The 21,324-nt window shown below is 71.5% G+C and carries 18 protein-coding genes; 12 read left to right on the top strand and 6 right to left on the bottom strand.

From position 1 onward, the window contains the following. Positions 1–286 precede the first annotated feature (286 nt). From IEY88_RS13265 to IEY88_RS13225, 9 genes are read left to right on the top strand one after another with little or no spacing between them, the layout of a single operon-like run. On the top strand, positions 287–1,501 hold the full coding sequence (locus IEY88_RS13265; protein ID WP_189154991.1) for a GlnX family signal transduction membrane protein: 1,215 nt from the start codon (positions 287–289) through the stop codon (positions 1,499–1,501). Further along, positions 1,498–2,472 carry a glutamate ABC transporter substrate-binding protein gene (locus IEY88_RS13260; RefSeq protein WP_189154990.1) on the top strand — a complete coding sequence of 325 codons (975 nt, stop codon included), beginning with the start codon at positions 1,498–1,500 and terminating at the stop codon, positions 2,470–2,472. The genes IEY88_RS13265 and IEY88_RS13260 overlap by 4 nt, the downstream gene beginning before the upstream one ends. A gap of 10 nt (positions 2,473–2,482) precedes the next feature. Beyond that, entirely contained in the window at positions 2,483–3,784 is a 1,302-nt protein-coding gene (locus tag IEY88_RS13255) for a GlnX family signal transduction membrane protein (RefSeq protein WP_189154989.1), read from the top strand. Next, positions 3,781–4,779 (top strand): glutamate ABC transporter substrate-binding protein, encoded by a 999-nt coding sequence (locus IEY88_RS13250; RefSeq protein WP_189154988.1) that lies wholly within the window; start codon positions 3,781–3,783, stop codon positions 4,777–4,779. The genes IEY88_RS13255 and IEY88_RS13250 overlap by 4 nt, the downstream gene beginning before the upstream one ends. A gap of 2 nt (positions 4,780–4,781) precedes the next feature. Continuing rightward, positions 4,782–5,150: an effector-associated constant component EACC1 gene (locus tag IEY88_RS13245; protein ID WP_189154987.1), complete on the top strand. Its 369-nt coding sequence runs from the start codon at positions 4,782–4,784 to the stop codon at positions 5,148–5,150. Then, a complete protein-coding gene (locus IEY88_RS13240) occupies positions 5,147–6,409 on the top strand; it encodes a caspase family protein (RefSeq protein ID WP_189154986.1) in 1,263 nt (420 codons plus the stop codon). The genes IEY88_RS13245 and IEY88_RS13240 overlap by 4 nt, the downstream gene beginning before the upstream one ends. Continuing rightward, on the top strand, positions 6,406–8,619 hold the full coding sequence (locus tag IEY88_RS13235; RefSeq protein WP_189154985.1) for a serine/threonine-protein kinase: 2,214 nt from the start codon (positions 6,406–6,408) through the stop codon (positions 8,617–8,619). Before IEY88_RS13240 ends, IEY88_RS13235 begins: the two co-directional genes overlap by 4 nt. Positions 8,620–8,638: 19 nt before the next feature. Beyond that, positions 8,639–9,925: a vWA domain-containing protein gene (locus IEY88_RS13230; RefSeq protein WP_189154984.1), complete on the top strand. Its 1,287-nt coding sequence runs from the start codon at positions 8,639–8,641 to the stop codon at positions 9,923–9,925. Between the two features lie 4 nt (positions 9,926–9,929). Further along, positions 9,930–10,661 (top strand): phosphotransferase, encoded by a 732-nt coding sequence (locus tag IEY88_RS13225; RefSeq protein WP_189154983.1) that lies wholly within the window; start codon positions 9,930–9,932, stop codon positions 10,659–10,661. A 36-nt stretch (positions 10,662–10,697) separates the two neighbouring features. Here the strand turns inward: IEY88_RS13225 and IEY88_RS13220 are convergent, their stop codons facing one another. The 4 genes from IEY88_RS13220 to IEY88_RS13205 form a co-directional block, all read right to left on the bottom strand. Then, positions 10,698–12,050 carry a maltokinase N-terminal cap-like domain-containing protein gene (locus IEY88_RS13220; protein WP_189154982.1) on the bottom strand — a complete coding sequence of 451 codons (1,353 nt, stop codon included), beginning with the start codon at positions 12,048–12,050 and terminating at the stop codon, positions 10,698–10,700. Continuing rightward, positions 12,047–13,714, bottom strand: a complete 1,668-nt coding sequence (treS, locus tag IEY88_RS13215; RefSeq protein ID WP_189154981.1) for a maltose alpha-D-glucosyltransferase — start codon at positions 13,712–13,714, stop codon at positions 12,047–12,049. Before treS ends, IEY88_RS13220 begins: the two co-directional genes overlap by 4 nt. A 120-nt stretch (positions 13,715–13,834) precedes the next feature. Next, complete coding sequence (locus tag IEY88_RS13210) at positions 13,835–14,293, bottom strand: nuclear transport factor 2 family protein (protein ID WP_189154980.1); 459 nt, start codon at positions 14,291–14,293, stop codon at positions 13,835–13,837. A gap of 96 nt (positions 14,294–14,389) precedes the next feature. After that, a complete protein-coding gene (locus IEY88_RS13205) occupies positions 14,390–14,806 on the bottom strand; it encodes a DUF6892 domain-containing protein (RefSeq protein ID WP_189154979.1) in 417 nt (138 codons plus the stop codon). Positions 14,807–15,013: 207 nt separating this feature from the next. On the opposite strand from IEY88_RS13205, the gene IEY88_RS13200 reads away from it, so the two are divergent. Together IEY88_RS13200 and IEY88_RS13195 are read left to right on the top strand one after the other, a co-directional pair. Next, positions 15,014–15,583, top strand: coding sequence for a hypothetical protein (locus tag IEY88_RS13200; protein WP_189154978.1), 570 nt, complete (start codon positions 15,014–15,016; stop codon positions 15,581–15,583). A gap of 243 nt (positions 15,584–15,826) precedes the next feature. Continuing rightward, positions 15,827–18,706 carry an AfsR/SARP family transcriptional regulator gene (locus IEY88_RS13195; protein ID WP_229693335.1) on the top strand — a complete coding sequence of 960 codons (2,880 nt, stop codon included), beginning with the start codon at positions 15,827–15,829 and terminating at the stop codon, positions 18,704–18,706. A 97-nt stretch (positions 18,707–18,803) separates the two neighbouring features. Here IEY88_RS13195 and IEY88_RS13190 read toward each other — a convergent pair whose 3' ends face one another. Then, positions 18,804–19,244 carry a hypothetical protein gene (locus IEY88_RS13190; RefSeq protein ID WP_189154976.1) on the bottom strand — a complete coding sequence of 147 codons (441 nt, stop codon included), beginning with the start codon at positions 19,242–19,244 and terminating at the stop codon, positions 18,804–18,806. Between the two features lie 118 nt (positions 19,245–19,362). Between IEY88_RS13190 and IEY88_RS13185 the strand changes: the two genes are divergently transcribed. Next, entirely contained in the window at positions 19,363–20,196 is an 834-nt protein-coding gene (locus IEY88_RS13185; protein WP_189154975.1) for a MerR family transcriptional regulator, read from the top strand. A 59-nt stretch (positions 20,197–20,255) separates the two neighbouring features. On the opposite strand, the gene IEY88_RS13180 is transcribed toward IEY88_RS13185, so the two are convergent. After that, positions 20,256–21,320 (bottom strand): amidohydrolase family protein, encoded by a 1,065-nt coding sequence (locus IEY88_RS13180; RefSeq protein ID WP_189154974.1) that lies wholly within the window; start codon positions 21,318–21,320, stop codon positions 20,256–20,258. Positions 21,321–21,324: the final 4 nt, after the last annotated feature.

Here is a 21,324-nt window from a genome sequence, read left to right as displayed (position 1 = left end):
CGAGGTCGGCGAATCCATCAGCTGCGAATGGATTTCGTCGCCGACTTCCCCGCGCTGCGGTTCCGGCGTCGCGATCTGCCGAGGCAAGCGAGTGAACTCGACCGATTCCCGGAAACTTCGTTTGACGCGTAACTATTCTTCGCCGTTGATCGATGTTCCGCGTTGGGCGATCTTTCACAAGGGGGCGTTGGTGGTTGTGCCGGCACGTGACAGGCAGGCGACCAGGGCCCGCTTCCTCACTGGAATTCCGCGCCGCCAGGCATATTCCAGCCCGCCGGGGCAGCTCGTGGTCATTCTCGTCGTGCTGGTGGCGTTGTGCCTCGGCGCGGGCGTCGCCGGAGCGTTCGACGTGCAGCAGCGGCGGGCCGCGCTGGACCGGGTGATCGACCGCGGCGGCCCGCTGACCGGTGCGGCGATGGACGTCTACCAGTCGCTTTCGGACGCCGACGCCACCGTGGCTGGTGCGTATCTCGTCGGTGACGTCGAACCGGCCGAGCTGCGTGACCGGTACCGGACCAACATCGCCGAGGCGTCCGCCGCACTGGGCACCGCCTCGCTCGCCGAGGGCACCGAGGCCGACCTGACCACGTTGAACACCCACCTGCCGGTGTACACCGGGCTGATCGAGACGGCCAGGACGCTCAACCGCCAGGGGTTGCCCCAGGGGGTCGCCTACCTCCGGGAGGCCTCCACCGTCGCGCAGACGGTGATGCTGCCCGCCGCGGAAAGGCTGCTGGGGCAGGAGAACGCCCGGCTGCGGCAGGCGCAGCAGGAGGCCTCCTCGGTGGACCCGGTCGTGATCGGTGCGGCGGTGCTCGTGTTGCTGGCGCTCCTCGCCGCGCAGGTCCACCTCGCGCGCACCACCCGCCGGATCTTCAACGCGGGACTGTTGGTGGCCACGGTGTGCGCGGTGGCGGCGGTGGCGTGGCTGGTCACCGCGTCCGTCGTCGCGGCGGCGCACGCCCACGCGGGCAGGACCGAGGGCACGGCACAGGTCGCGGTGTTCTCCGAAGTCCGGGCCGAGGCGCTGAAAGCACGGTGCGCGGAGTCGCTGATCCTCGTCGCACGGGGGAACGGGACGGTGCACGAGGCCGACTTCGACCTCGCCGCGGCGAGGCTGAGCGGCAGGTTGCTCGCCGACGCGGAACGGGCGGCCACCACGCCTGGGACGCGCGACGCGGTGCGGCGGGCCGGTGAGCAGTGGTCGAACTGGCTCGCGGGCCACAAAGCGTTGCGGGAGAAGGACGACGGCGGCGAGTTCGACCTGGCCGTGAAGCTCGCGACGAACGCCGGGCAACAAGGCGGCACGGCGAGCCCGTCGAGGACGGTCGACGACGAGCTGGGCAAGGCGATCCAGATCGCGAACGAGCGGTTCGAATCGGAGTCGGCGCACGCGCGGAACGCGCTGGCGTTTGGCGACCTCGGCGTCGCGGTGCTCATGGTGCTCGCCGCGCTGGGAGTCGGGTTCGGTTACCTGCCAAGGCTGCGGGAGTACCGATGAGGCGACTGCTGCTGGCCACCGCGCTGCTCCTCACGGCCTGCGCGACCCCGGAGATGGCGGTCACGCCGACGCTCCCGCTGTCGGTTCCCGCGCCGGTGCCGACCCAGATGCAGGTGCCGCCGGAGATCCCGGTGGAGCGGAGGACCGACTGCCGCGCCGAGCAGAGCTACCGGCCGCAGGGACCGCTGCCGGCGCCGGAGCAGCTGCCCGCGGGCTCGGCCATGCTGAGGATCAGGGAGAAGGGCAAGATCGTCGTCGGCGTGGGCAACGCCTACCTGCTGAGCTTCCGCGACCCCGGCACCGGGCAGGTGCGGGGGTTCGAGGCGGCGCTCGCGGAGGAGATCGCGCACGCCATCTTCGGCGGCGACCGGGCGAAGGCCGCGGACCACGTCCAGTACCGCGTGACCGACGCGGCGGACCGCATCCCGGCCCTGCGCACCGACCGCGTCGACCTCGTGCTCTCCAGCATGACGATGACCTGCGAGCGGTGGCAAGAGGTCGCGTTCTCCGCCGAGTACTACTCCTCCCAGCAACGACTGCTCGTCCACCACGACTCGGGCATCGACGACCTAGGCCGGCTCGGCGGCCGGAAGGTGTGCGCCTCGCGGACGAGCACGAACCTGCGTCCCATCGCGGAGCACCCGGCCAAGCCCATCCCGGTCGCCGCCGCCAACACCGCCGACTGCCTGCTGCTCCTGCAACAGGGTCAGGTCGACGCGGTGTCGACCGGCGACATCATCCTGGCCGGGCTCGCCGCGCAGGACCCGACCACCCGCATCGTCGGACCCCAGCTGCGGTCCGACCCCACCGGCATCGCGATCGCGCAGCACCGGCTGGACCTGGTGCGGTTCGTCAACGCCGTGCTGGAACGGGTGGTCGCCGACGGCACCTGGCGGCAGCTGCAGCGGACGTGGCTCGCGGACCAGCTCGGACCGGCCGAACCGCCGGCGCTCCAGTACCGGCCGGAATGAGGGTGACACGGTGATTTCCTCGGTGCACGACGGAGTGCCGCGTGGCGGGAACCCCCGCATCCACCTCCTGCGGGACCGGATGCGCTGGGCGACGGGAACGCCACCCGGCCGCCTGAGCGCGATGGCGGCGGTGCTCGTGGCGCTCTGCCTGCTCGCCGGGCTGGTGGGCGCGGTCGACATCGCGCAGCGCCGGGCCGCCCTGACCGAGGTGACCCAGCGCGGCATTCCCCTGGCGCGCGCGGCATTGGACGTGTACCAGTCGCTGTCCGAGGCGGACGCGGCCGCGAACAGCGCGTTCCTGGTGGGAGACAAGGCCGGCCCGTCCGAACGCGCCGGGTACCTCGACCACGTGCAGAAGGCCGCGGTCGCGCTGAGCACCGCGGCGGCCAACGCACCCACCGCGACCACGGAGACGGTCGCCCGCCTGACCGCACAGCTCACGAACTACGCCGGGCTGGTCGACACGGCGCACACCGAGAACAAACGTGGTTTCGCGCTCGGCGCGGCCTATCTGAGGCAGGCCTCGGCACTCGTGCGCGAGGTCCTGCTGCCCGACTCGCTCGCGCTGTACCGCGAGGAACTCGGAAAACTCACCCAGGCCCAGCGCGACGCGAGCTCGGTCGCCTGGCTCGCGATCACCTCGTGCCTGCTCGCACTGGCCGCGCTCGTGGCGGTCCAGCTGTACCTGCGGGAGACCACGCGCCGCACGCTGAACCGCGGGCTGCTGGTGGCGACCGCCGCTGTGCTGCTGTCGATCGGCTGGCTCGTCACCACCTCGTTCGCCGCGGCGAACGAGGTCGACACGAGCCTGCGCGGCAAGTCCCGGACGGAGGCGCTCGCCGAGGCCCGCATCAACGCGCTCACCGCGCGCAGCACCGAGGCCCTGGCACGCGTCGAACGCAGCAACGCCGACCCTTACGAACAGGAGTTCCGCGCCGCACGCGACAAGCTCAACGCGGGCAAGGACAGCCTGGGATCGCTCGCCGGGGCAGCCGAGCGGTTCGACGAGCAGTCGGAGGAGAAACGGACCGTGGAAGCCGCCATCTCGCACTGGCGCGACTGGCAGGAGCTGCACGAGCGGAACCGGTCCACCCCTGCGACGGCGGACTGGAGCGGCACCGCCAAGCTCGCGACCCAGCTGGACGAGAAGCTGGCGGAGGCGCTCCGGCGCTCCGAGGAGACCTTCCAGAACGGCGCGGCCGGCGCGGTGAACTCGTTGCGCGGCGCGGACTTCGTGCTCGTGACGTCGATGCTGGTCGCCGCGGCGGCCGCGGGCCTCGGCATGGCGCCCCGGATCCGGGAGTACCGATGAGAACCAGGAAACTCGTCGCCGTGGCGGCGGCTCTGTGCCTCCTCACCTCCTGCGGCCAGGCGGTGACGGTACCGGCGCGCACGACGCTGGAGCCGTTGCGGCCTCCCGGCATGGACGACACCAGAGGTGCGCTGGCACCGACGCAGTGCCCGCCGGGCACGGGCCCCGAGTTCGTCCCGGAGCGCAGCAGCCTCAAACCGGCCGGCATCGCCCCAGCACAGGCGCCGCCGGGCAGCACGCTCGCGGAGATCGTGCGGCGCGGCCGGCTGGTCGCGGGGGTCGACCAGAACCTCAACAGGTCCAGTTCGCTGAACCCGCGGACCGGCCTGCTGGAGGGGTTCGACGTCGACGTCGTGAAGGAGATCGCGAAGCAGCTGTTCGGCGACGAGAACGCCGTGACCCTCGTGGAGGTCAACTTCTCGAACAACTTCCCCAAGCTGGCGGCCGAGGACGTCGACCTGCTCGCGGACTCGATCACGATCACCTGCGAGCGGCGGTTCACCAAGAAGGTCATGTTCAGCTCGGACTACTTCATCTCCGGCCAGCGGGTCCTGGTGCCGAAGACCTCGGGTGTGAGGTCCATCGAAGACCTGAGGGGCAAGCGGGTCTGCGCTCCGAACGGCACCACGTCGATGGGCAAGCTCATGGAGCCCGCGCTCGGGGTGGTACCGGTCGGCGTGCGGGAGTTCCCCGACTGCCTGGTGCTGATGCAGCGCGGCCAGGTGGAGGCGAGCTCCACCACGGACAGCGTGCTGCTCGGGCTGAAGGACCTGGACCCCGCCACGGTCATCGTCGGCGAGCGGTTCTCCGAGGAGCACCACGGGCTGGCCATGCGTGAGAGCGACGAGGAACTCGTCCGGTTCGTCAACGGCGTGCTCGAACGGATGCGCGCCGACGGCACGTGGAAGCGGTTGTACGAGAAGTGGCTGCGGGACCCGGACGAACCCGGCCCGGTTCCGGAGCCACCCCCGGCCCACTACATCGACGAGGAGTAGGCATGAGTGCCGCGATCGAGATCCACGACAGCCCCGACGCGTTCGCCGAGCTGGAGTCGCTGCACGGGTGGCTGCTCAACCGGCCCGACCTGCGCGGCGTCTCGCTCGGCAAGCCCGAGCGGAGTCCGCAGGAGATGGGCTGGCTCACCGACGTGCTCAGCGTCTCGGTCGGCAACGGCGGTGCCGTCACCGCGCTCGCCGGGTCGCTCGCCACCTGGCTCGTCAGCCGCCGGTCCCACATCAAGATCAAGGTCACCGGCCCGGACGGCCGCAGCACCGAGGTGGACGTCAAGCAGGCCAAGGGGAACCAGGCCACGGTGGAGGCGATGCTGCGGGAGGTGCTGGAGGAGCACGAAGGCGGCACGACGTGAGCGAACACCAGCCGGTCCTGCCGGACCCCGCCGCGTCCCGTGCGGTGCTGATCGGGACGAGCTCCTACACCGATCCCGCGTTCCCGGCGCTGCCCGGCGTCGAGAACAACCTGGACGACCTCGCGAGGATGCTGACCTCGCCGCACGGCGCGGGACTCCCGCCGGAGAACTGCGTGGTGCTGCACGACCCTCCCGACCAGATCGGTGTGGGCAGCCAGATCACCCGCGCCGCGGCCGAGGCCGAGGACGTCCTGCTCGTCTACTACGCCGGGCACGGCGAGATGACGTGGGACAAGAAGAACGAGCTGTGCCTGACGATGCGGGACACCATGCCGGACTCGTTGCGCACGTCGGCGTTGCGGTGCGAGGACCTGCGTCACTACCTGCACCGCAGCCGGGCGCGGACGCGGGTGCTGATCCTCGACTGCTGTTACGCGGCCAGGGAACTGCCGGACACCATGTCCGCCTCGTCGAGCGTGATCGAGCACGTGGGGGTCAAAGGGGCGTACGTGCTCGCCGCCGCGTACGGCAAGGCGCTCGCCCCGGCAGGCATGCGGAACACGCTGTTCACCGGCGAACTGCTGCGCGTGCTGGACGAGGGCGTACCGGCGGAGCCGACGATGCTGCTGACGCTCGACGCGTTGTTCCGCGAGGTGCTGGCGAGTCTGCGGGGGCAGGGGCATCCGGAGCCCAGCTGCAACCACAGCAACAACGCCGCGTGGCTCGCGCTCGCTCCGAACGCGGCGCACAAGATCCATCGGGCGCTGCAGGACGTCGAGGCCCGTCTGGCGGAGCTCGACGAGGTCGAAGCACGCACGACGGCGGCCTGCGACCTGACGATCGACCGGATCAAGGACTCCGGCCTGCCGCCGTTCGTCCCCGCCGCGCCGGGGCTGCGGCAACGCCTGAAAGCACTGCAGGCCATGGCGATGGGCGGGCGGAGACCGGAGGAGGCCGTGCTCGGCGCGCTCGACGCGGACGTGACCGACGCGGGTGCCGCGGCGGAACGGCAGCGCCTGCGCGCCGAGGAGCCGTTGGCGACCCGGCACGAGCTGCGTCAGCGGCTGGACCTCTACCGGCTGGTCGCGGCCAAGGAGGGTTTCGCCGAGGAGATCGACCTCCGCAGGAAGTACGACGTGGCCTGGAACCTGCTGTGGGTCAAGCCGTGCGACCTCCCGGCCGCGGTGCACGCGGTCGAGGCCTCGGTCCAGGCGGTCGTGCGCCGCAGAGAGCGGAAGCGAACGGAGAACCAGCGGTGAACGCATGCGCCCGGCCGGGCTGCAAGGGAACGATCGACGAGTGGGGCTTCTGCGACGACTGCGGGCACAAGGCGAAGAGCGCGAGCCCGCCTCCTGCTCCGGTGGTGCCCACCGCGGCGCCGGCATCGGTACCGGCATCCGTGCCGAGCACGGCACCGGGTCAGACCGCCCCCTCCCGCCCGACCTCCGTGCCGTGGCGGCGTTCCGGGGTCGTGCTGCCGTCGTTGCCCCCGCGCGACCCGGCCACCGAGACCTCCGCCGTCGTCGTGGTGCCCGAGACCAGGCGGCACTGCCGTCGGTGCAACGAGCCCGTCGGCCGCGGCGCCGCCGGTGAACCGGGTCCCACCGAGGGTGAGTGCCCGAAGGACGGCGCGCGCTTCTCCTTCACCCCCGGTCTCACGAAGGGCGAGCAGGTCGCGGACCGCTACGAGATCGTCCGCTGCCTCGCCTACGGCGGTCAGGGCTGGGTCTACCTCGCCAGGGACACGCACCTGAGCGACGCCGACACCGTGCACTGGGTCGTCCTCAAAGGACTGATCGACACCGATGACCCCTCCGCTCTCGACCAGGCCATCAACGAACGCCGGCACCTGCTGAAGGTCAAACACCCGAACGTCGTCAAGATCAACGACTTCGTGACGCACCGCGACGCCCGCAGCGGCAGGCTCGACGGCTACATCGTGATGGAGTACGTCGACGGCCCGTCGTTGCAGGAGCTGTTCCTCGAGCACCGCGACCACCGCGGCCAGCGCGCGCCGCTGCCGCTCACCCACGTGCTCGCCTACGCCATGGACGTGGTGCAGGCTCTCGGTCACCTGCACTCGCTGGGCTTGCTGTACTGCGACTTCAAGCCGGACAACGCCCTCTACGCGGGCGGTGAGGTCAAGCTCATCGACCTCGGAGCGGCGGTGCGGGCGGACGACCCCGGCGACACGCTGCTCGCCACCCCGGGGTTCGCCGCGCCGGAACTGCGGGAGAAGGGCCCGTCGGTCCAGTCCGACCTGTACACCGTCGGCCGCACCCTCGCGGTGCTGAGCATCGAGTTCCACGGGTTCACCAGGGAGGAGAACTGGTACGCCCTGCCCTCTCGCACCGTGACGCCGTTGTTCACCGCCCACGAGGCGTACTACCGCCTGCTGCGGCGCGCCACGCACATCGATCCGGGCAAGCGGTTCTCGTCGGCCGAGGAGATGTACGGGCAGCTGGAGGGCGTGCTGCACGAGGTCCTCGCCGCGCAGGACGGCACGGCACGGCAACCGGTGTCGACGCGGTTCTCCATCGAGCGCAGGACCTTCGGCACCGAGTCCACTGAGGACGACGAGATCGACTGGACGCGGACGCCGGACGCGTTGCCCTCACCGCTGGTCGATCCCAGGGATCCCGCCGCCGCACACCTGGCGTCGATCACCGCGTCCACCCCGGACGACCTGATCACCGCGCTGGAGGCGATCCCGGTGGAGAGCGACGAGGTCAAGCTGCAGCTCGTCGCCGTGCGGATCGCCCACGGTCAGCTGGAGCAGGCACGCGCGGACCTCGCCGAGCTCGCGGAGGCGGCACCGGGCGACTGGAGGCTCGCCTGGTACCGCGGGATCCTCGCGATGGCGGCGGGGCAGCCCCGCGACGCGGTGGCGGAGTTCGACGCCGTCTTCGACGCGGTGCCGGGAGAGCTCAGCCCGAAGCTGGCGCTCGCGGCGGCGGCCGAGGCCTTCGGTGACGACGAGCGCGCGGGCGAGCTGTACCGGTTGGTGTGGCGCACCGACACCCGTTACGTCAGCGCCGCGTTCGGACTGGCACGGGTGCTGCGCAGGCAGGGCGACCTGGCCGCGGCGGTGGAGGCGCTCGACGGCGTGCCGGAGTCGTCCAGCCAGCACGTGCCCGCCCAGGTGGCCGCGATCCACGCCCGCCTCTCCCCCGACGCCGCGAAGCCGCACCTGCTCGACGCGTCCGCCCGGCTGGAACGCCTGCGGATGGGCATCGAGCAGCAGGCGGACCTGTCGGTGCGGGTGCTGGAGGCCGCACTGGACTGGGTGACCGCCAGCGCCGAGACCGGCCACACGGGCGAGGTGCTCGGCCGTCCGCTGGAGGAACGGGAGCTGCGCTTCGGCCTGGAGCAGGCGTATCGCGACCTGGCGAGCGTCACCGACGCCGCGAGCCGCCGGATCGAGCTGGTCCGCGAGGCCAACAGGGTCCGTCCCAGGACGTTGTTCTGACGAGAGACGAGGTGCTCAGGTGAGCGAGTCGCCGGACTTCACGCTCAGGGTCGACCACAACAGGTACCTCCCCGAGGGGCAGCGCTCCATCGACGCGGTGATCTCCGTCAGCACGGCGGGCGAACGCCGGGGACCGGCGCCCACCGCCGCCCAGGTCATCATGATCGACTGCTCGAGCTCGATGAGCGGCGACAAGATGGTGCAGGCGCGCCGGGCGACCGCGACCGCGATCAAGATGCTCAACGACGGTGTGGCGTTCGCGGTCGTGGCGGGCACCAACTCCGCGCGGATGGCCTACCCCGCGGACAGGACGATGGTGATCGCGTCACCGCAGACCAGGAAGGAGGCCGCGAAGGCGGTCGGGCGGCTCGACCCCAACGGCGGCACCGCGATCGGCACCTGGCTGGACCTCGCGAACGAGCTGCTGGCCGGGCAGCCGGCGGAGATCAAGCACGGCATCCTCCTCACCGACGGGCACAACGAGCACCAGACGGAGGAGGAGCTCGCGGCGGCGCTGCGCCGGTGCCGCGACCGGTTCGTCTGCCACAGCCTCGGCGTCGGCAGGCACTGGGCGGCCGAACCGCTGCGCGCGGTCGCGGACGCGCTGCACGGCGACGCGAACGGCCTGCCGGACGAACGCGCGCTCCCCGACGTGTTCCGCGCGATGGCCGAGGACTTCATGAGCACCGCGGTCGGCAACGTGGCGCTGCGGGTGTGGACCCCGCGGGGCAGCCGGGTCCGCTTCCTCAAGCAGGTGTACCCGAACACCCTCGACCTGACGGACCGCCGCACCGAGGTCTCCGCCCTGGTCGGTGACTACCCGGCCGGTTCGTGGGGCGCGGAGACGAGGGACTTCCACCTGTCCGTCGAGCTCCCCGCGGGCAACGTCCTCGACGACGAGGTGCTCGCCGCCCGCGTGCACGTCGTCGCCGGAGGGCGCGAGATCGGCCGCGGTCTGGTGGAGGCGATGTGGACCGATGACCCGGTGCAGTCCACCAAGATCGCCCCGATGGTCGCGCACTACACCGGCCAGGTCGAGCTGGACCAGGTGATGCAGGAGGGCATCGGCGCGCTGCGCGACGGCCGCACGGACGAGGCGACGGTCAAGCTCGGGCGAGCCGCCCAGATCGCCGACGAGTCGAACCGCGAGCCGGTGCTGGACGCGATCAAGGGGGTCGCGGAGATCATCGACGCGAAGACCGCGCGGATCCGGCTGCGCGGGAGGATGGAGGACGTGGACGCCGAGATGGCGTTGCTGGAGTCGCGCAAGACGGAGCGGTGGCAGCGTTCAGACGGGGGTTCGTGACGCGATGGGGTGGGAGTCGCTCGGGCAGTGGGGTCACGACGTGGTGCGCGTCGAGCCGCTCTCCGGCGGTGTGGCCAACGACGTGTGGAGCCTGCGCATCGGCGGGCGCCTCGCAGTCGGCCGTCTCGGCACCAGGAGCGACGCCGATCTCGCCTGGGAGACCGGGCTCCTGCAGTACCTCGACCGCGAGGGCCTGACCGTGCCGGTGCCGATCCCCACCTCGGACGGCAGGCTCTTCCACGACGGCCTGGTGGTCATGACCCACCTCGAAGGCGGACCGCCCGAGACGCGGGCCGACTGGCGCCGGGTGGCCCGCACGCTCCGCGAACTGCACCGGCTCACCCGAGGATGGCCGCAGCGGCCCGGCTGGCGGTCGTCGACCGACCTGCTGCGGGCAACGACCGGGACGAAGATCGACCTGGAGGCGATGCCCGCCGAGGGCGTCGCGCGGTGCCGGGCGGCGTGGGCACGGCTCGCCGGACGTGCGACCTGCGTCGTGCACGGCGATCCCAACCCCGGCAACGTGCGCGTGACCGCGAACCACATCGGGCTGATCGACTGGGACGAGGCGCACGTCGACGTCCCCGACCTCGACCTCGTCCTGCCCGGCAACGCCGCCTGTCTCGACGACGGCGCGTTCGACGTCGCCGCGCAGGCGTCGGCCGCGTGGGAGGCCGCTGTCTGCTGGGACGACGACTACTCGAAGAAGCGGCTCGCCGAGGTTCGAGCGCTCTGAGGTCCGGCGCGGGCCTGTCGGCCCGCGCCGGGCCCGTCACACCGGCCAGGCCGGTGCGCCCGTCACGGTCTCCGCGATCGCGGACAGCGGGATGACCATCCACTCAGGACGGAACCGGTGCTCGTGCCGCACCTCCAGCACCGCCCGGTCCAGCTCGACCGCGGTCAGCAGCGCACCACCGAGCGTGCGATCGGGCGACACGTCCGCGTACCCGGCGCGGAAGGCGTCGCGGTTGTGCTCCAGCCACCGGGCGGCCTTGGGACGCATCGCCACGTCGTCGGCGCCCACCAGCAACTGGGCCGCCGCGTAGTGCAACGACCTCAGTGCGGTCGCCACGTCGTGCTCCGCCGGGCGCGGGCGGGAGCGTTCGGCGGCGGTGCCGTGCGGTTCGCCCTCGAAGTCGACGAGCACCCACGTGTGCGGCGAGCGGAGCACCTGGCCCAGGTGCAGGTCGCCGTGCACCCGTTGCAGGCGAATCGGTTCGCCGGTCGCGAGGACCGCGTCGAACCGGGCACGGATGCCCGCCTCGAACTCCGCCAGCGACGGCACCTCGTCCAGCGCGGCGTCCAGGCGGGTGTGCAGGGCCGCCACGAACTCGACCTCGTCACCCGGACCGGCGACCTGCTCGCCCAGCGTCTCGCGCAGGTCCGCGTGCACCTTCGCCACCGCACGACCCAGCCGGTGCGCCTCGGCGGCGAAGTCGCCGCCCGCGCTCTGCGGGTCGTCGCTCGGGTTCGCGAGGAAGTCCCGCACGCTGGCGGTCGCCATCGGCCAGCCCAGCGCGCCCAGCGGCACGAACTCGTGCAGCACCGCGAACGTCGTGCGGACTCCGTCCAGTTCGGACTCCAGGGAGCCCTGGGGCGCCGCGATGTGCGGGTCGCCGACCGAGTGCAGTGCGTCGTGCAGCACCAGTTCCGGGTTGTCGCCCGGGGTCAGCTCGCGGAAGAACTTCAGCACGTGCCGCTGGCCGTAGACGATCGAGCAGTTGCGCTGCGGGCCGGGGAACGGGCGTCCGACCGGCGCGGCCGCGTACCTCGGGGGCACCGCGCCGCGGAACCGCAGGCCCGCGACCTCCGCCAAGTCCTCGAAGTGGCCGAGCAGCACGGCGGTGAGCTCCGGGTCGTACACCGCCTCGTACGCCACGCGTTCGCCGGCGGCGCCGATCCGGGCGTGCTCCAGCCGTTCCGGCAGTGCGTCCCGCACGCCCACCAGCAGCTGGTACCGGCGCCCCTTGCACGCCAGCACCAGGTGGACCAGCGCGGGATCGCCGTGGTGCAGGACGGTCGCCCGTTCGCAGGTCACCGGTCCTCGGGCGCGGAACCACGGCTGGCTCTCGAGCCAGCGGTCCAGCTCCTCGGGCAGAACCGCCACGGCCTCGCTCGTCGTCACTTCTCGTCGCCGCCTTCCACGTCGGAGTTCAGCTGGAACCAGTAGAAGCCGTGACCGGGCAGCATCAGCTGGTACGGCAGCTCGCCGACGGCGGGGAACCGCACGCCGCCGGTGAGTTCGAGCGGCACGGCGCCGGCGTGCTCCGCCAGGTCGAGCTCGACGGGTTGCGGGAACCGGGACAGGTTGTTCACACACAGCACCACGTCGGTGCCGAGCGTGCGCAGGTACGCGAGCACGGTCGGGTTCGAGCCGCCGAGCTCGGTGAAGTCGCCGTGGCCGAACGCGCGGTGCTGCTTGCGCACCTCGATCATGCGCCGGGTCCAGTTGAGCAGCGACGACTGGCTGCGGACCTGCGCCTCGACGTTGAGGCCCTGGTAGCCGTAGACGGGGTCCATGATCACCGGGAGGTAGATCCGGCCGGGGTCGCAGCTCGAGAAGCCCGCGTTGCGGTCCGGGGTCCACTGCATCGGTGTGCGGACGGCGTCGCGGTCCTGCAGCCAGATGTTGTCGCCCATGCCGATCTCGTCGCCGTAGTACAGAACGGGCGAGCCGGGCAGTGAGAGCAGCAGCGCGGTGAACAGCTCGTGCTGGTTGCGGTCGTTCTCCAGCAGCGGGGCGAGGCGGCGGCGGATGCCGATGTTCGCCTTCATCCGCGGGTCCTTGGCGTACTCGGCGTACATGTAGTCGCGCTCTTCGTCGCTGACCATCTCGAGGGTGAGCTCGTCGTGGTTGCGCAGGAAGATTCCCCACTGGGCGTTCTCCGGGATCGCCGGGGTCTGCGCGAGGATCTCCGAGATCGGGAACCGCGACTCCCGCCGCACCGCCATGAAGATGCGCGGCATCAACGGGAAGTGGAACGCCATGTGGCACTCGTCGCCGCCCACGGCCTGGTCACCGAAGTACTCCACGACGTCCGACGGCCACTGGTTCGCCTCCGCGAGCAGCACCCGCCCGGGGAACTCGTCGTCGACGACCTTGCGGCACTTGCGGAGGAAGTCGTGCGTCTCCGGCAGGTTCTCGCAGTTGGTGCCCTCGCGCTCGAACAGGTACGGCACGGCGTCGAGCCGGAACCCGTCGATGCCCACCTCGAGCCAGAACCTCAGCACGTCCAGCATCGCGTCCTGGACGGCGGGGTTGTCGTAGTTGAGGTCCGGCTGGTGGCTGAAGAAGCGGTGCCAGAAGAACTGCCCGCGCACCGGGTCGTAGGTCCAGTTCGACGACTCCGTGTCCACGAAGATGATCCGCGCGTCGGAGTACGCGGAATCGTCGTCGCTCCACACGTAGAAGTCGCCGTACGGGCCCGTCGGGTCCAGCCGCGACTGCTGGAACCACGGGTGCGCGTCACTCGTGTGGTTGAGCACCAGGTCGGTGATCACGCGGATCCCGCGCCGGTGCGCCTCCTCCAGCAGGTGCTGGAAGTCCTCGACGGTGCCGAACTCCGGCAGCACCGCGCGGAAGTCGCTGATGTCGTACCCGCCGTCGCGCAACGGCGAGGCGTAGAACGGCGGCAGCCAGAGGCAGTCGACACCGAGCCACCGCAGGTAGTCCAGTTTGGACGCCAGGCCGCGCAGATCACCGGTGCCGTCACCGTTGGAGTCGCAGAAGGCGCGGACCAGAACCTCGTAGAAGACAGCACCTTTGAACCAGTTAGCCTCGTGCTCCATGGCACCTCTCGCTCACACATGTCGACGGATTGCGGCAGAGTGAGGCACTGCGGGCGCCAAGATCAAATCGTTCACCGGATCAGGTGAGGTGCCGCTTCACGCGTCGGCCGCGGTGATGCTTCAGGCGCCGTCGAAGCGGCCGTCGAGCTCCCCCGGCTGCAAAACCTCGGTGGAGTTGTGCTCGCGCACGATGCGCCACCCGGCCGCCGTGCGGTGCCAGACCAGCGAGGTCGTGGTCCGGATGTCCGTGACACCGCCGGGTGCGACGATCCTGGCCAGGAACCGCAGGGTGGACGCCGCGAGGCCGTCCGCGGCGATGACGTGCGGGCCGTCGTCGACGACGTGCCACGCGGACACGACGCCGCGGAAGACGGGCTCCCAGATCGCGCCGTAACCGGTGGCCGTCGTCGACACCCGGCGTTCGGGGTCGAAGTCGTCGTAGAGGCGGACCTCCGGCGAGCTGAAGTCGTAGAACTCGCCGAAGGTGCGCGCGAAGCCGAACGGCTCGTCGCCCTCGCGGCGGTCCCAGCCGAACACCCACCGCGTGTGCAGGTCCTCGATCACCTGTTGGTCGTTCATGATCTCGACGCTAAGCCGGCGGTGGCTCCTGCGGCAGGGTGTGCCACACCCTGGCAAGGCTAGGCGGTGCCGTGTCCTGGAGCCCCTTCTCGGAACTCAGAGCCAGTCCGCCTCGATGCCGCGGGCACGGAGGGCCTCCAGAGCCTCCTCGTCGCCCGTGTAGAACAGCGTCATCGACTTCAGGTGGGGAAAGTGCCGCACGTCGGCGAACTCGGCGACGTCGAACAGCCCGTCCTCGCCGTCCCAGTTCGGCGCGATCTCGAGGTAGATCTCGTTGCCGCCGTCCATCTCGATCCGGGTGATCCTCTCCGCGAGCTCGGCGGGGACCTCGAGCGCCTCGAAGTAGGCCAGGGCCTCGGGCACCGCCTCCACGCTCCCGCCGTCGTAGGTGAAGCCCTGCTCGGCGGCGTACTCGCGCAGGTCGAACCTCGGCAGGAGCTCCTGGCCATACATCAGCTCCTGGACGACGGCGAGCTTGAAGTTGGTGTCGGCGAACGGAATCGGCTGGCTCATGCCCACACCGTATAGGCAGCGGCTCAGGGCGTACGCCCTGCTCCGGCGGCCGGAACCGCTGACGTGCCGCCGAGTTCAGTCTCCGTCCAATCTGCGTCCAGTCCGCCGGGTGAGCCTGGTGGTCCACGGCTGGAGCACCAGCTGACACATCCCGCACCGCAGCAGAAGAACGCACCCGTTCGTCATTTCAACCAGAGGGGTGTTCCAGTGTCAGCACGCTTCAAACACCTGTTCACATCAGCCCTGGCGCTCATGGCCGTGATCGTGATCGCGGCTCCGGGAGCGTCGGCGTCCGTGCCGGCCTCCAAGCCGGGCCTGAACAAGACGTCGTCGTACAGCGCGGCGGACGTCAAGACCAACGCGTGGCCGATCAGCCCGCCCCGCGTGTTTCCCCCGGGCACTCCCTGCTATCGGGAGGAGGTCGTGGAGCCCGTCTACGAGACCAGCCAGGGAACGAAGATGTACGAGTTCTACTTCGGGGCGAACGTGTGCATCTTCAGCGACCACATCTACGTGTACGACCCCGAGTCCGACGTGCTGTACCCCGGCGCGCAAGATCCACGGCTGGCCTCGGTGACGTGGTCCGCGAGGAACGTGGTCACGCCGGTCGACAACCCGGCCACCCCGAACAACGTGTACACCTACTCGGCCATCGACGTGGTCTTCTGCCCCGATCTGCCCCAGCCCAGCGCGTGCCAGCAGTACCACCACCAGCTGGGCCTCCAGTTCACCCGCGGCTGGGTGTACCCCATCGGCCGCTTCGACCGGATCTCCTGACCTCGACGGCACCGGCCTTCCTGGCCATCTCCGGAAATGGCTGTCTCCCACCGTTCCGGGTGTGCGGCGGTAGCACGTTCCTCTGCCCGTTTCGTGATCACCCGGCGATCACGAAACGGGCAGGCGGCTCTGGAACGCGGACTCGCAGATCCCGGGTCGGGCCCGAATGCGACCGCCTGCCAACGGGATCCGGTCGTTGCCGCGGCCGAACCGCCTGTGCCAGCATGGCATCGGCGTTCGGGGGTGTCGTTGCGCGTCCAGGTTCTCGGCCCGGTGCGGGCCTGGCACGACGGCCGGGAGATCGAGCTGGGGCCGGCGGGCAGACGCGCGGTGCTCGGCCTGCTCGCCCTGGCCGGCGGGCGGGTCGTGCGGCGGGCGGACCTGGTGGACGCGCTGTGGGGCGAGAACCCGCCGCCCAGTGCGGCCAACGTGATCCAGACGCACGTCAAGCACCTGCGCCGGTTGTTCGACCCCGGGCGGCACAGATATGCGCGCAGCACCAGCATCCCGTTCGTCGGTGACGGTTACGCGTTGCGCATCCCGGACGACGAGGTCGACGTGGACCGGTTCCGCGCCCTCGTGTCCGCCGCCGGACGGACGACCGTCGCGGAGGAGGCCGCCGGTCTGCTCGGCACCGCGCTCGGATTGTGGCAGGGACGGCCGTTCGCCGACCACCCCGGACTGGCCGGGCACGCCAAAGTCGTCGCGCTGCTGAGCGAACGGCGCAACGCCCTGCTCACCCACGCCGAGACGATGATCGGGCTGGGCCGGGCAGCGGACCTCCTGCCACTGCTGGTGGAGCACGCGGCCGGCCACCCGTTGGACGAGGCGGTGCAGGCACTTCTGGTGCGCGCCTACGCCGCGGCGGGCAGCCGGGCGGACGCGTTCGCCACCTACGACACCACTCGGCGGGTGCTGCGGGACGAACTCGCGATCGGCCCCGGAGCGGAACTCGTCGGTGCTCATGCGGAGTTGCTCGGCGAACCAGTGCCTGCTGTGTCTCGTCAGGCCGGTCCGGTGCCGGCCCAGCTGCCTGCCGGCACACCCGGTTTCCTGGGCCGTGCTTCGGAACTGGCCGTACTCGACGGACTGCTCGCCGGACGCGACCCCGCCGCGACGGCGGTGATCGCGGTCTGCGGAACGGCGGGTGTCGGCAAGACGGCACTGGCCGTCCATTGGGGACACCGGTTGCGCGCCCGGTTCCCGGGCGGCCAGCTGTACGTGGACCTGCGCGGGTACGAGGCCGGGAAGCCGCTCGCCGCCGCGGACGTGCTGGGCGGGTTCCTGCAGGCGCTGGGGGTCGCCGGGTCCGCGATTCCGGCCGGCCTGGACGGACGTGCGGCCCGGTACCGGACCGAGGTGGCCGACCGGCGGCTGTTGATCGTGCTGGACAACGCGGCGGCGGTGGAGCAGGTGCGGCCGCTGTTGCCCGGTTCACCGTCGTGCGTGGTCGTGGTGACGAGCCGGGACAGCCTGGCGAGCCTGGTCTCGGTGCACGGCGCGCGGCGGCTCGACCTGCGGCCGTTGCGGCGGGGTGACGCGATCGTGTTGCTGCGCGAGCTGATCGGCGACCGGCCGGGTTCCGAGTCCGCGATGGCGGCGTTGGCCGAGCAGTGCGCGTTCCTGCCGTTGCCGTTGCGGGTGGCCGCGGAGCTCGTGGTCAGCCGGCCGGAGACCGCGCTGGCGGAGCTGGTCGGGGAGCTCGGCGACCGGCAGCGGCGGCTGCGGCTGCTCGACGGCGGCGGTGACGGCCGGGCGGCGGTGCGCGAGGTGCTCTCGTGGTCCTGCAAGCACCTCCCGGACGAGGCCGCGCGGCTGTTCCGGTTGCTGGGCGTGCATCCCGGCCGCGACTTCGACGTGGCCTGCGCCGCCGCGCTCACGGACCGCGACCCGGACACCGCGGGCCGGCTGCTGGACGTGCTCGTCCGGGCGCACCTGGTCGACCGCGGCCCGGCCGGGCGGCACGGCATGCACGACCTGCTCCGCGCCTACGCCGTCGACCTGGCGCAGGACGACCCTGAGCGAACCGCCTCGTTCGACCGGCTGCTGGACCACTACCTGACGTCCGCGATCGAGGCGATGGACGTCGTCTACCCCACCGGCCGCGTGGCCGTGACCACGCCGGCGGCCGACCCCGCCCGGATGCGCGCGTGGCTCGACGCGGAACGGCCCAACCTGACCGACCTGTGCGCGTTCGCCACCGGTCACGACCGCCCCGGGCAGGCGATGCGCCTGGCCGAGGTGCTGTACCGGTACTTCGAAGCCGGGCACCACCGCGAAGCACTCGTCATGCACACCAACGGTTTGCGCGCCGCACGTCTGGTCGGCGACCACGAGGGTGAGGCACGGGCTCTGACGAACCTGGGCGCCGCGCACCGCCTGCTCGGCCGCTACAGCCCGGCGGCCGCACGCCTGCGCCAGTCGCTGCGCCTGCACCGCGACCACTCCGACCGCGCCGGTGAAGCCCGCGCGCTGTCACACCTCGGCATCGTCGAGGACCGCCTCGGCGACGTCGACGCGTCCATCGGCTACCTCCAGCAGGCGCTCGGCCGCTACCGGGAACTCGGCGACCGGCACGGCACGGCCTCGGTGCTGACCAACCTCGGCACCGTGCAGGGCCAGACGGGCGACCACGCGGGCGCCGCCGAAGCCCTGAACGCGGGCAGGGAGCTGTTCCGCGCACTCGGTGACCGAGCAGGCGAGGCGACCGCGCTGACCAACCTGGCCGACGCCTACACCCACCTCGGCCGCCACACCGCCGCCGCGGCGCACCTGCACCAGGCACTCGCCCACTTCCGCGACCTCGGTCACCGCTACGGCGAGGCCGCGGCGCTGTCGACCCTGGGCCAGGTCCACGTCCACCTGGGCCGCGCCGAAGAGGCGATCGGGCTGCACGAGGAGGCGCTGGAGATCTTCCGGGAGACCGGGCACCGCTACGGCGAGGCGAACTCGCTGAACGGCCTGGCCGAGGCCCTGCGCGCGGCCGGTCGTCCGGGCGCGCCCGCCGCGCACCGGGAGGCGCTGGCCATCGCGACCGAGACCGGTGACCTGGACGAGCAGTCACGTGCGACGGCCGGTATCGCGTCAAGTGACGAGGACGCGTCGAACGGTCTGCGAGGCTGAGCACGTCCACAGTCCACTTCGGACCCGGCCTGTCCCGCACGTAGCGGGTCGTCGACGGCGCACGTGTCAGCCCAGTGGCCGACGCGGGTGGCTCCGGTCAGCGGCGGCCGGTGGACAGGACGACGAGGAACTGACCGCCGCCGGCCTCGACCCCCGCGGTCACCGGCAGGCCCGGCACCAGGCGGGAGAAGCGGTCCTCCAGCCATTCCGCCGCCTCCTGGGCGTCCTGCCGCGTCGGGCAGCGGGCCACGAGTTCGCGGCCGCCCTTGCGTTCCAGCCGGCCGGCGACGGTGATCAGGGGCGCGGGTTCGGCCACGTGCAGGCGGTCCGGCCAGGCGATGACGACCTTGACGGCGCCCTTGCGGGTGTTACAGCCGCGGTGGGCCAGGCGTTCGGCGATCTTCGCCTTCCGGTCCGCGGTCCGGCTGTCCACGCTGGGGCCGCGCGGGTCGTTCACCGACATGCCGGGATCCACCGGCTCGTCGCACACCCAGCACCGCCAGCCGTCGCGTTCGGCCACGTCGTCGAGGAGACTCACGCGGGCAAACCTAGCCTGCCCAGGCCGGTCGCCCGGTGGCAGCCGAGGTTGCACCTGACGTAGCGGCATGTGCTGTCCTGTCCTCCATGGCACCGCAGCTCGAAAGGCACCGTCCTCGATGCACCTCTCCTTCACGCCGCCCCGCCAGGTCAAGATCGGTGACGCCGCCGCCTTCGCCGGAACGACACCGCGCGCCATCCGCCACTACCACCAGATCGGTCTGCTGCAGGAGCCCGGACGAGGCACGGACGGCCGCCGCCGCTACGGCTACGACGACATGATCCGCCTGCTGTGGATCCGCAGGATGGCCGAGGCGGGCATCGGGCTCGACGACGTGCGGGCCACGTTCGACGGCACCCAGGACATCGACGAGAACCTGCGCCGCCTGGAGGAGACCCTGGCCGCCCAGGAGGCCGACGTCAAACGGCAGCGGGCGGCGGTCCAGCGCTTGCGAGCGGTGGGCAGTCCTCTGGGCCTGTTGTCGGACCTCGTGACGGACCGGCTCGGCCACCTGCCCCCTGGCGCGGTGCGACCCTCCGACGTGGACGCTCTGATGGTCACGGAACGGATCTTCGGTCCGCTCGCCGCCGCGGTCCAGGCCAGCACGTTCATCGTGCTCGCCACGCACCCCGAGTTGCGGGCCGAGGAGGACCGCCTCGACGCGGCCGAGGCCTCCCTCGACGACGGGGTCGAGCCCGACGACCCGCGCGTCGAGGAGCTGGCCGCACAGCGGTACGCCCACCTCAAAGAGATAGAGCACGCCATCGCGGCTGCCGGTCTGGAGGCGGCCGAGGCAGCACTCTTCGAGCGAGCCGACGACGACGAGGAGCCCGAAAGGCAGATGAGCGCCTACGAGGCGTTCACCAAGATGCCGTACGACTTCTCCCCCGCTCGGCTGCGCTGCATCGAGCTCGCGGGACAGCTCCTCGGGCGGGAGGCGGCGGACAGCTGATCGCGCGGCGCGGATTCCTCCTGGGCAGGCGCCCCTCGGTCAGGTGCCGCGCCGGCGCCTCAGCGGACGCGCTCCCCCGCGATCCAGACGCCGGCGATGTTCCGGGTGGCCGTGATGTCCTCCGAGGGATCACCGTCGACGAGGAGCAAGTCCGCGCGCCTGCCTTCCTCGATCGCGCCGCGGTCGTGAAGGCGGAAGATCCGCGCGGGTAGCGACGTCGCCGCCGTCAGGGCTTCTGCCGGGGTCATCCCGGCGGCGACCAGGAGTTCGAGCTCGTGGTGCAGGGACTCGCCGTGCTCCGGGGCGAACGGCGCACCCGGCGCGGAGTTGGCGTCCGTGCCGGCCAGCACCCGGATCCCGGCGTCGCGGAACGCGGTCACCGTGTCCCGTGCGTGCTCGTAGCGGAACCCGGCCGCCGCGAACACCTTCGCCGTGCCCTCCATCATCGTGAGCGTCGGCACCGACACCATCCCGGCCTCACGCATCCGGGCGATGGTGTCGTCGTCGAGCACGGCGTCCAACGGTGCATGCGTGCTGACGTCCACACCGGCCTCCACGGCGACACGGAACGCACCGGTCGTCACCGCGTGCGCGACGACGAGCAGATCGTGTTCGTGCGCCGCCTCGACGAGTGCGTTCACGGTCTCCTGGTCCATGCCTTCCGGCGGAGCGGCCTCGGTGACGACCTTGACGTAGTCGGCTCCGTCGGCGACACGTCGCCGCACGAACGCCCGCGCCTCGTCCGGACTCGTGACGATCCCCTCCGGCGGAAAGCCCGGCAGCCTCGCGTGGTGCCCGCCCGGCGCGGCCGCCGGGATCGTGGCGCTCAGGAGCTGCGCCACGCCCTTCCGCCGCCGCAGGTCGTCGACGAACCCGACCGGCCACGCGGCCATGTCCAGCGCCGTCGTCACTCCTGAGCGGGCGAGGTCCTCCAGGTCGGCCCGGCCGCGCACGACGTGGACGTGGGCGTCGACCAGTCCTGGCAGCAGCACCCTGCCCGTCCCGTCGACGACCTCGCCGGCCGCATCGCCGTCACCGAGCACCGTCTCGCCGAACACCACCCGCCGCGGCCCGCTCACCGCCCCACCGCCGAACACCCGGACGTTCTCGATCGCCGTCGTCATGAAC

The organism is Lentzea pudingi (assembly GCF_014646255.1).
In the GTDB taxonomy this organism is placed as follows: domain Bacteria; phylum Actinomycetota; class Actinomycetes; order Mycobacteriales; family Pseudonocardiaceae; genus Lentzea; species Lentzea pudingi.
This window is presented reverse-complemented; position numbering and strand designations above follow the sequence as displayed.

What these genes read in the sequence shown, in the direction of transcription:
- IEY88_RS13260 (WP_189154990.1), top strand. Translation starts at nt 1,498, where the DNA reads ATGAGGCGACTGCTGCTGGCCACCGCGCTGCTCCTCACGGCCTGCGCG.
- IEY88_RS13250 (WP_189154988.1), top strand. Translation starts at nt 3,781, where the DNA reads ATGAGAACCAGGAAACTCGTCGCCGTGGCGGCGGCTCTGTGCCTCCTC.
- IEY88_RS13245 (WP_189154987.1), top strand. Translation starts at nt 4,782, where the DNA reads ATGAGTGCCGCGATCGAGATCCACGACAGCCCCGACGCGTTCGCCGAG.
- IEY88_RS13225 (WP_189154983.1), top strand. Translation starts at nt 9,930, where the DNA reads ATGGGGTGGGAGTCGCTCGGGCAGTGGGGTCACGACGTGGTGCGCGTC.
- treS (WP_189154981.1), bottom strand. Translation starts at nt 13,714, where the DNA reads ATGGAGCACGAGGCTAACTGGTTCAAAGGTGCTGTCTTCTACGAGGTT.
- IEY88_RS13210 (WP_189154980.1), bottom strand. Translation starts at nt 14,293, where the DNA reads ATGAACGACCAACAGGTGATCGAGGACCTGCACACGCGGTGGGTGTTC.
- IEY88_RS13205 (WP_189154979.1), bottom strand. Translation starts at nt 14,806, where the DNA reads ATGAGCCAGCCGATTCCGTTCGCCGACACCAACTTCAAGCTCGCCGTC.
- IEY88_RS13185 (WP_189154975.1), top strand. Translation starts at nt 19,363, where the DNA reads ATGCACCTCTCCTTCACGCCGCCCCGCCAGGTCAAGATCGGTGACGCC.
- IEY88_RS13180 (WP_189154974.1), bottom strand. Translation starts at nt 21,320, where the DNA reads ATGACGACGGCGATCGAGAACGTCCGGGTGTTCGGCGGTGGGGCGGTG.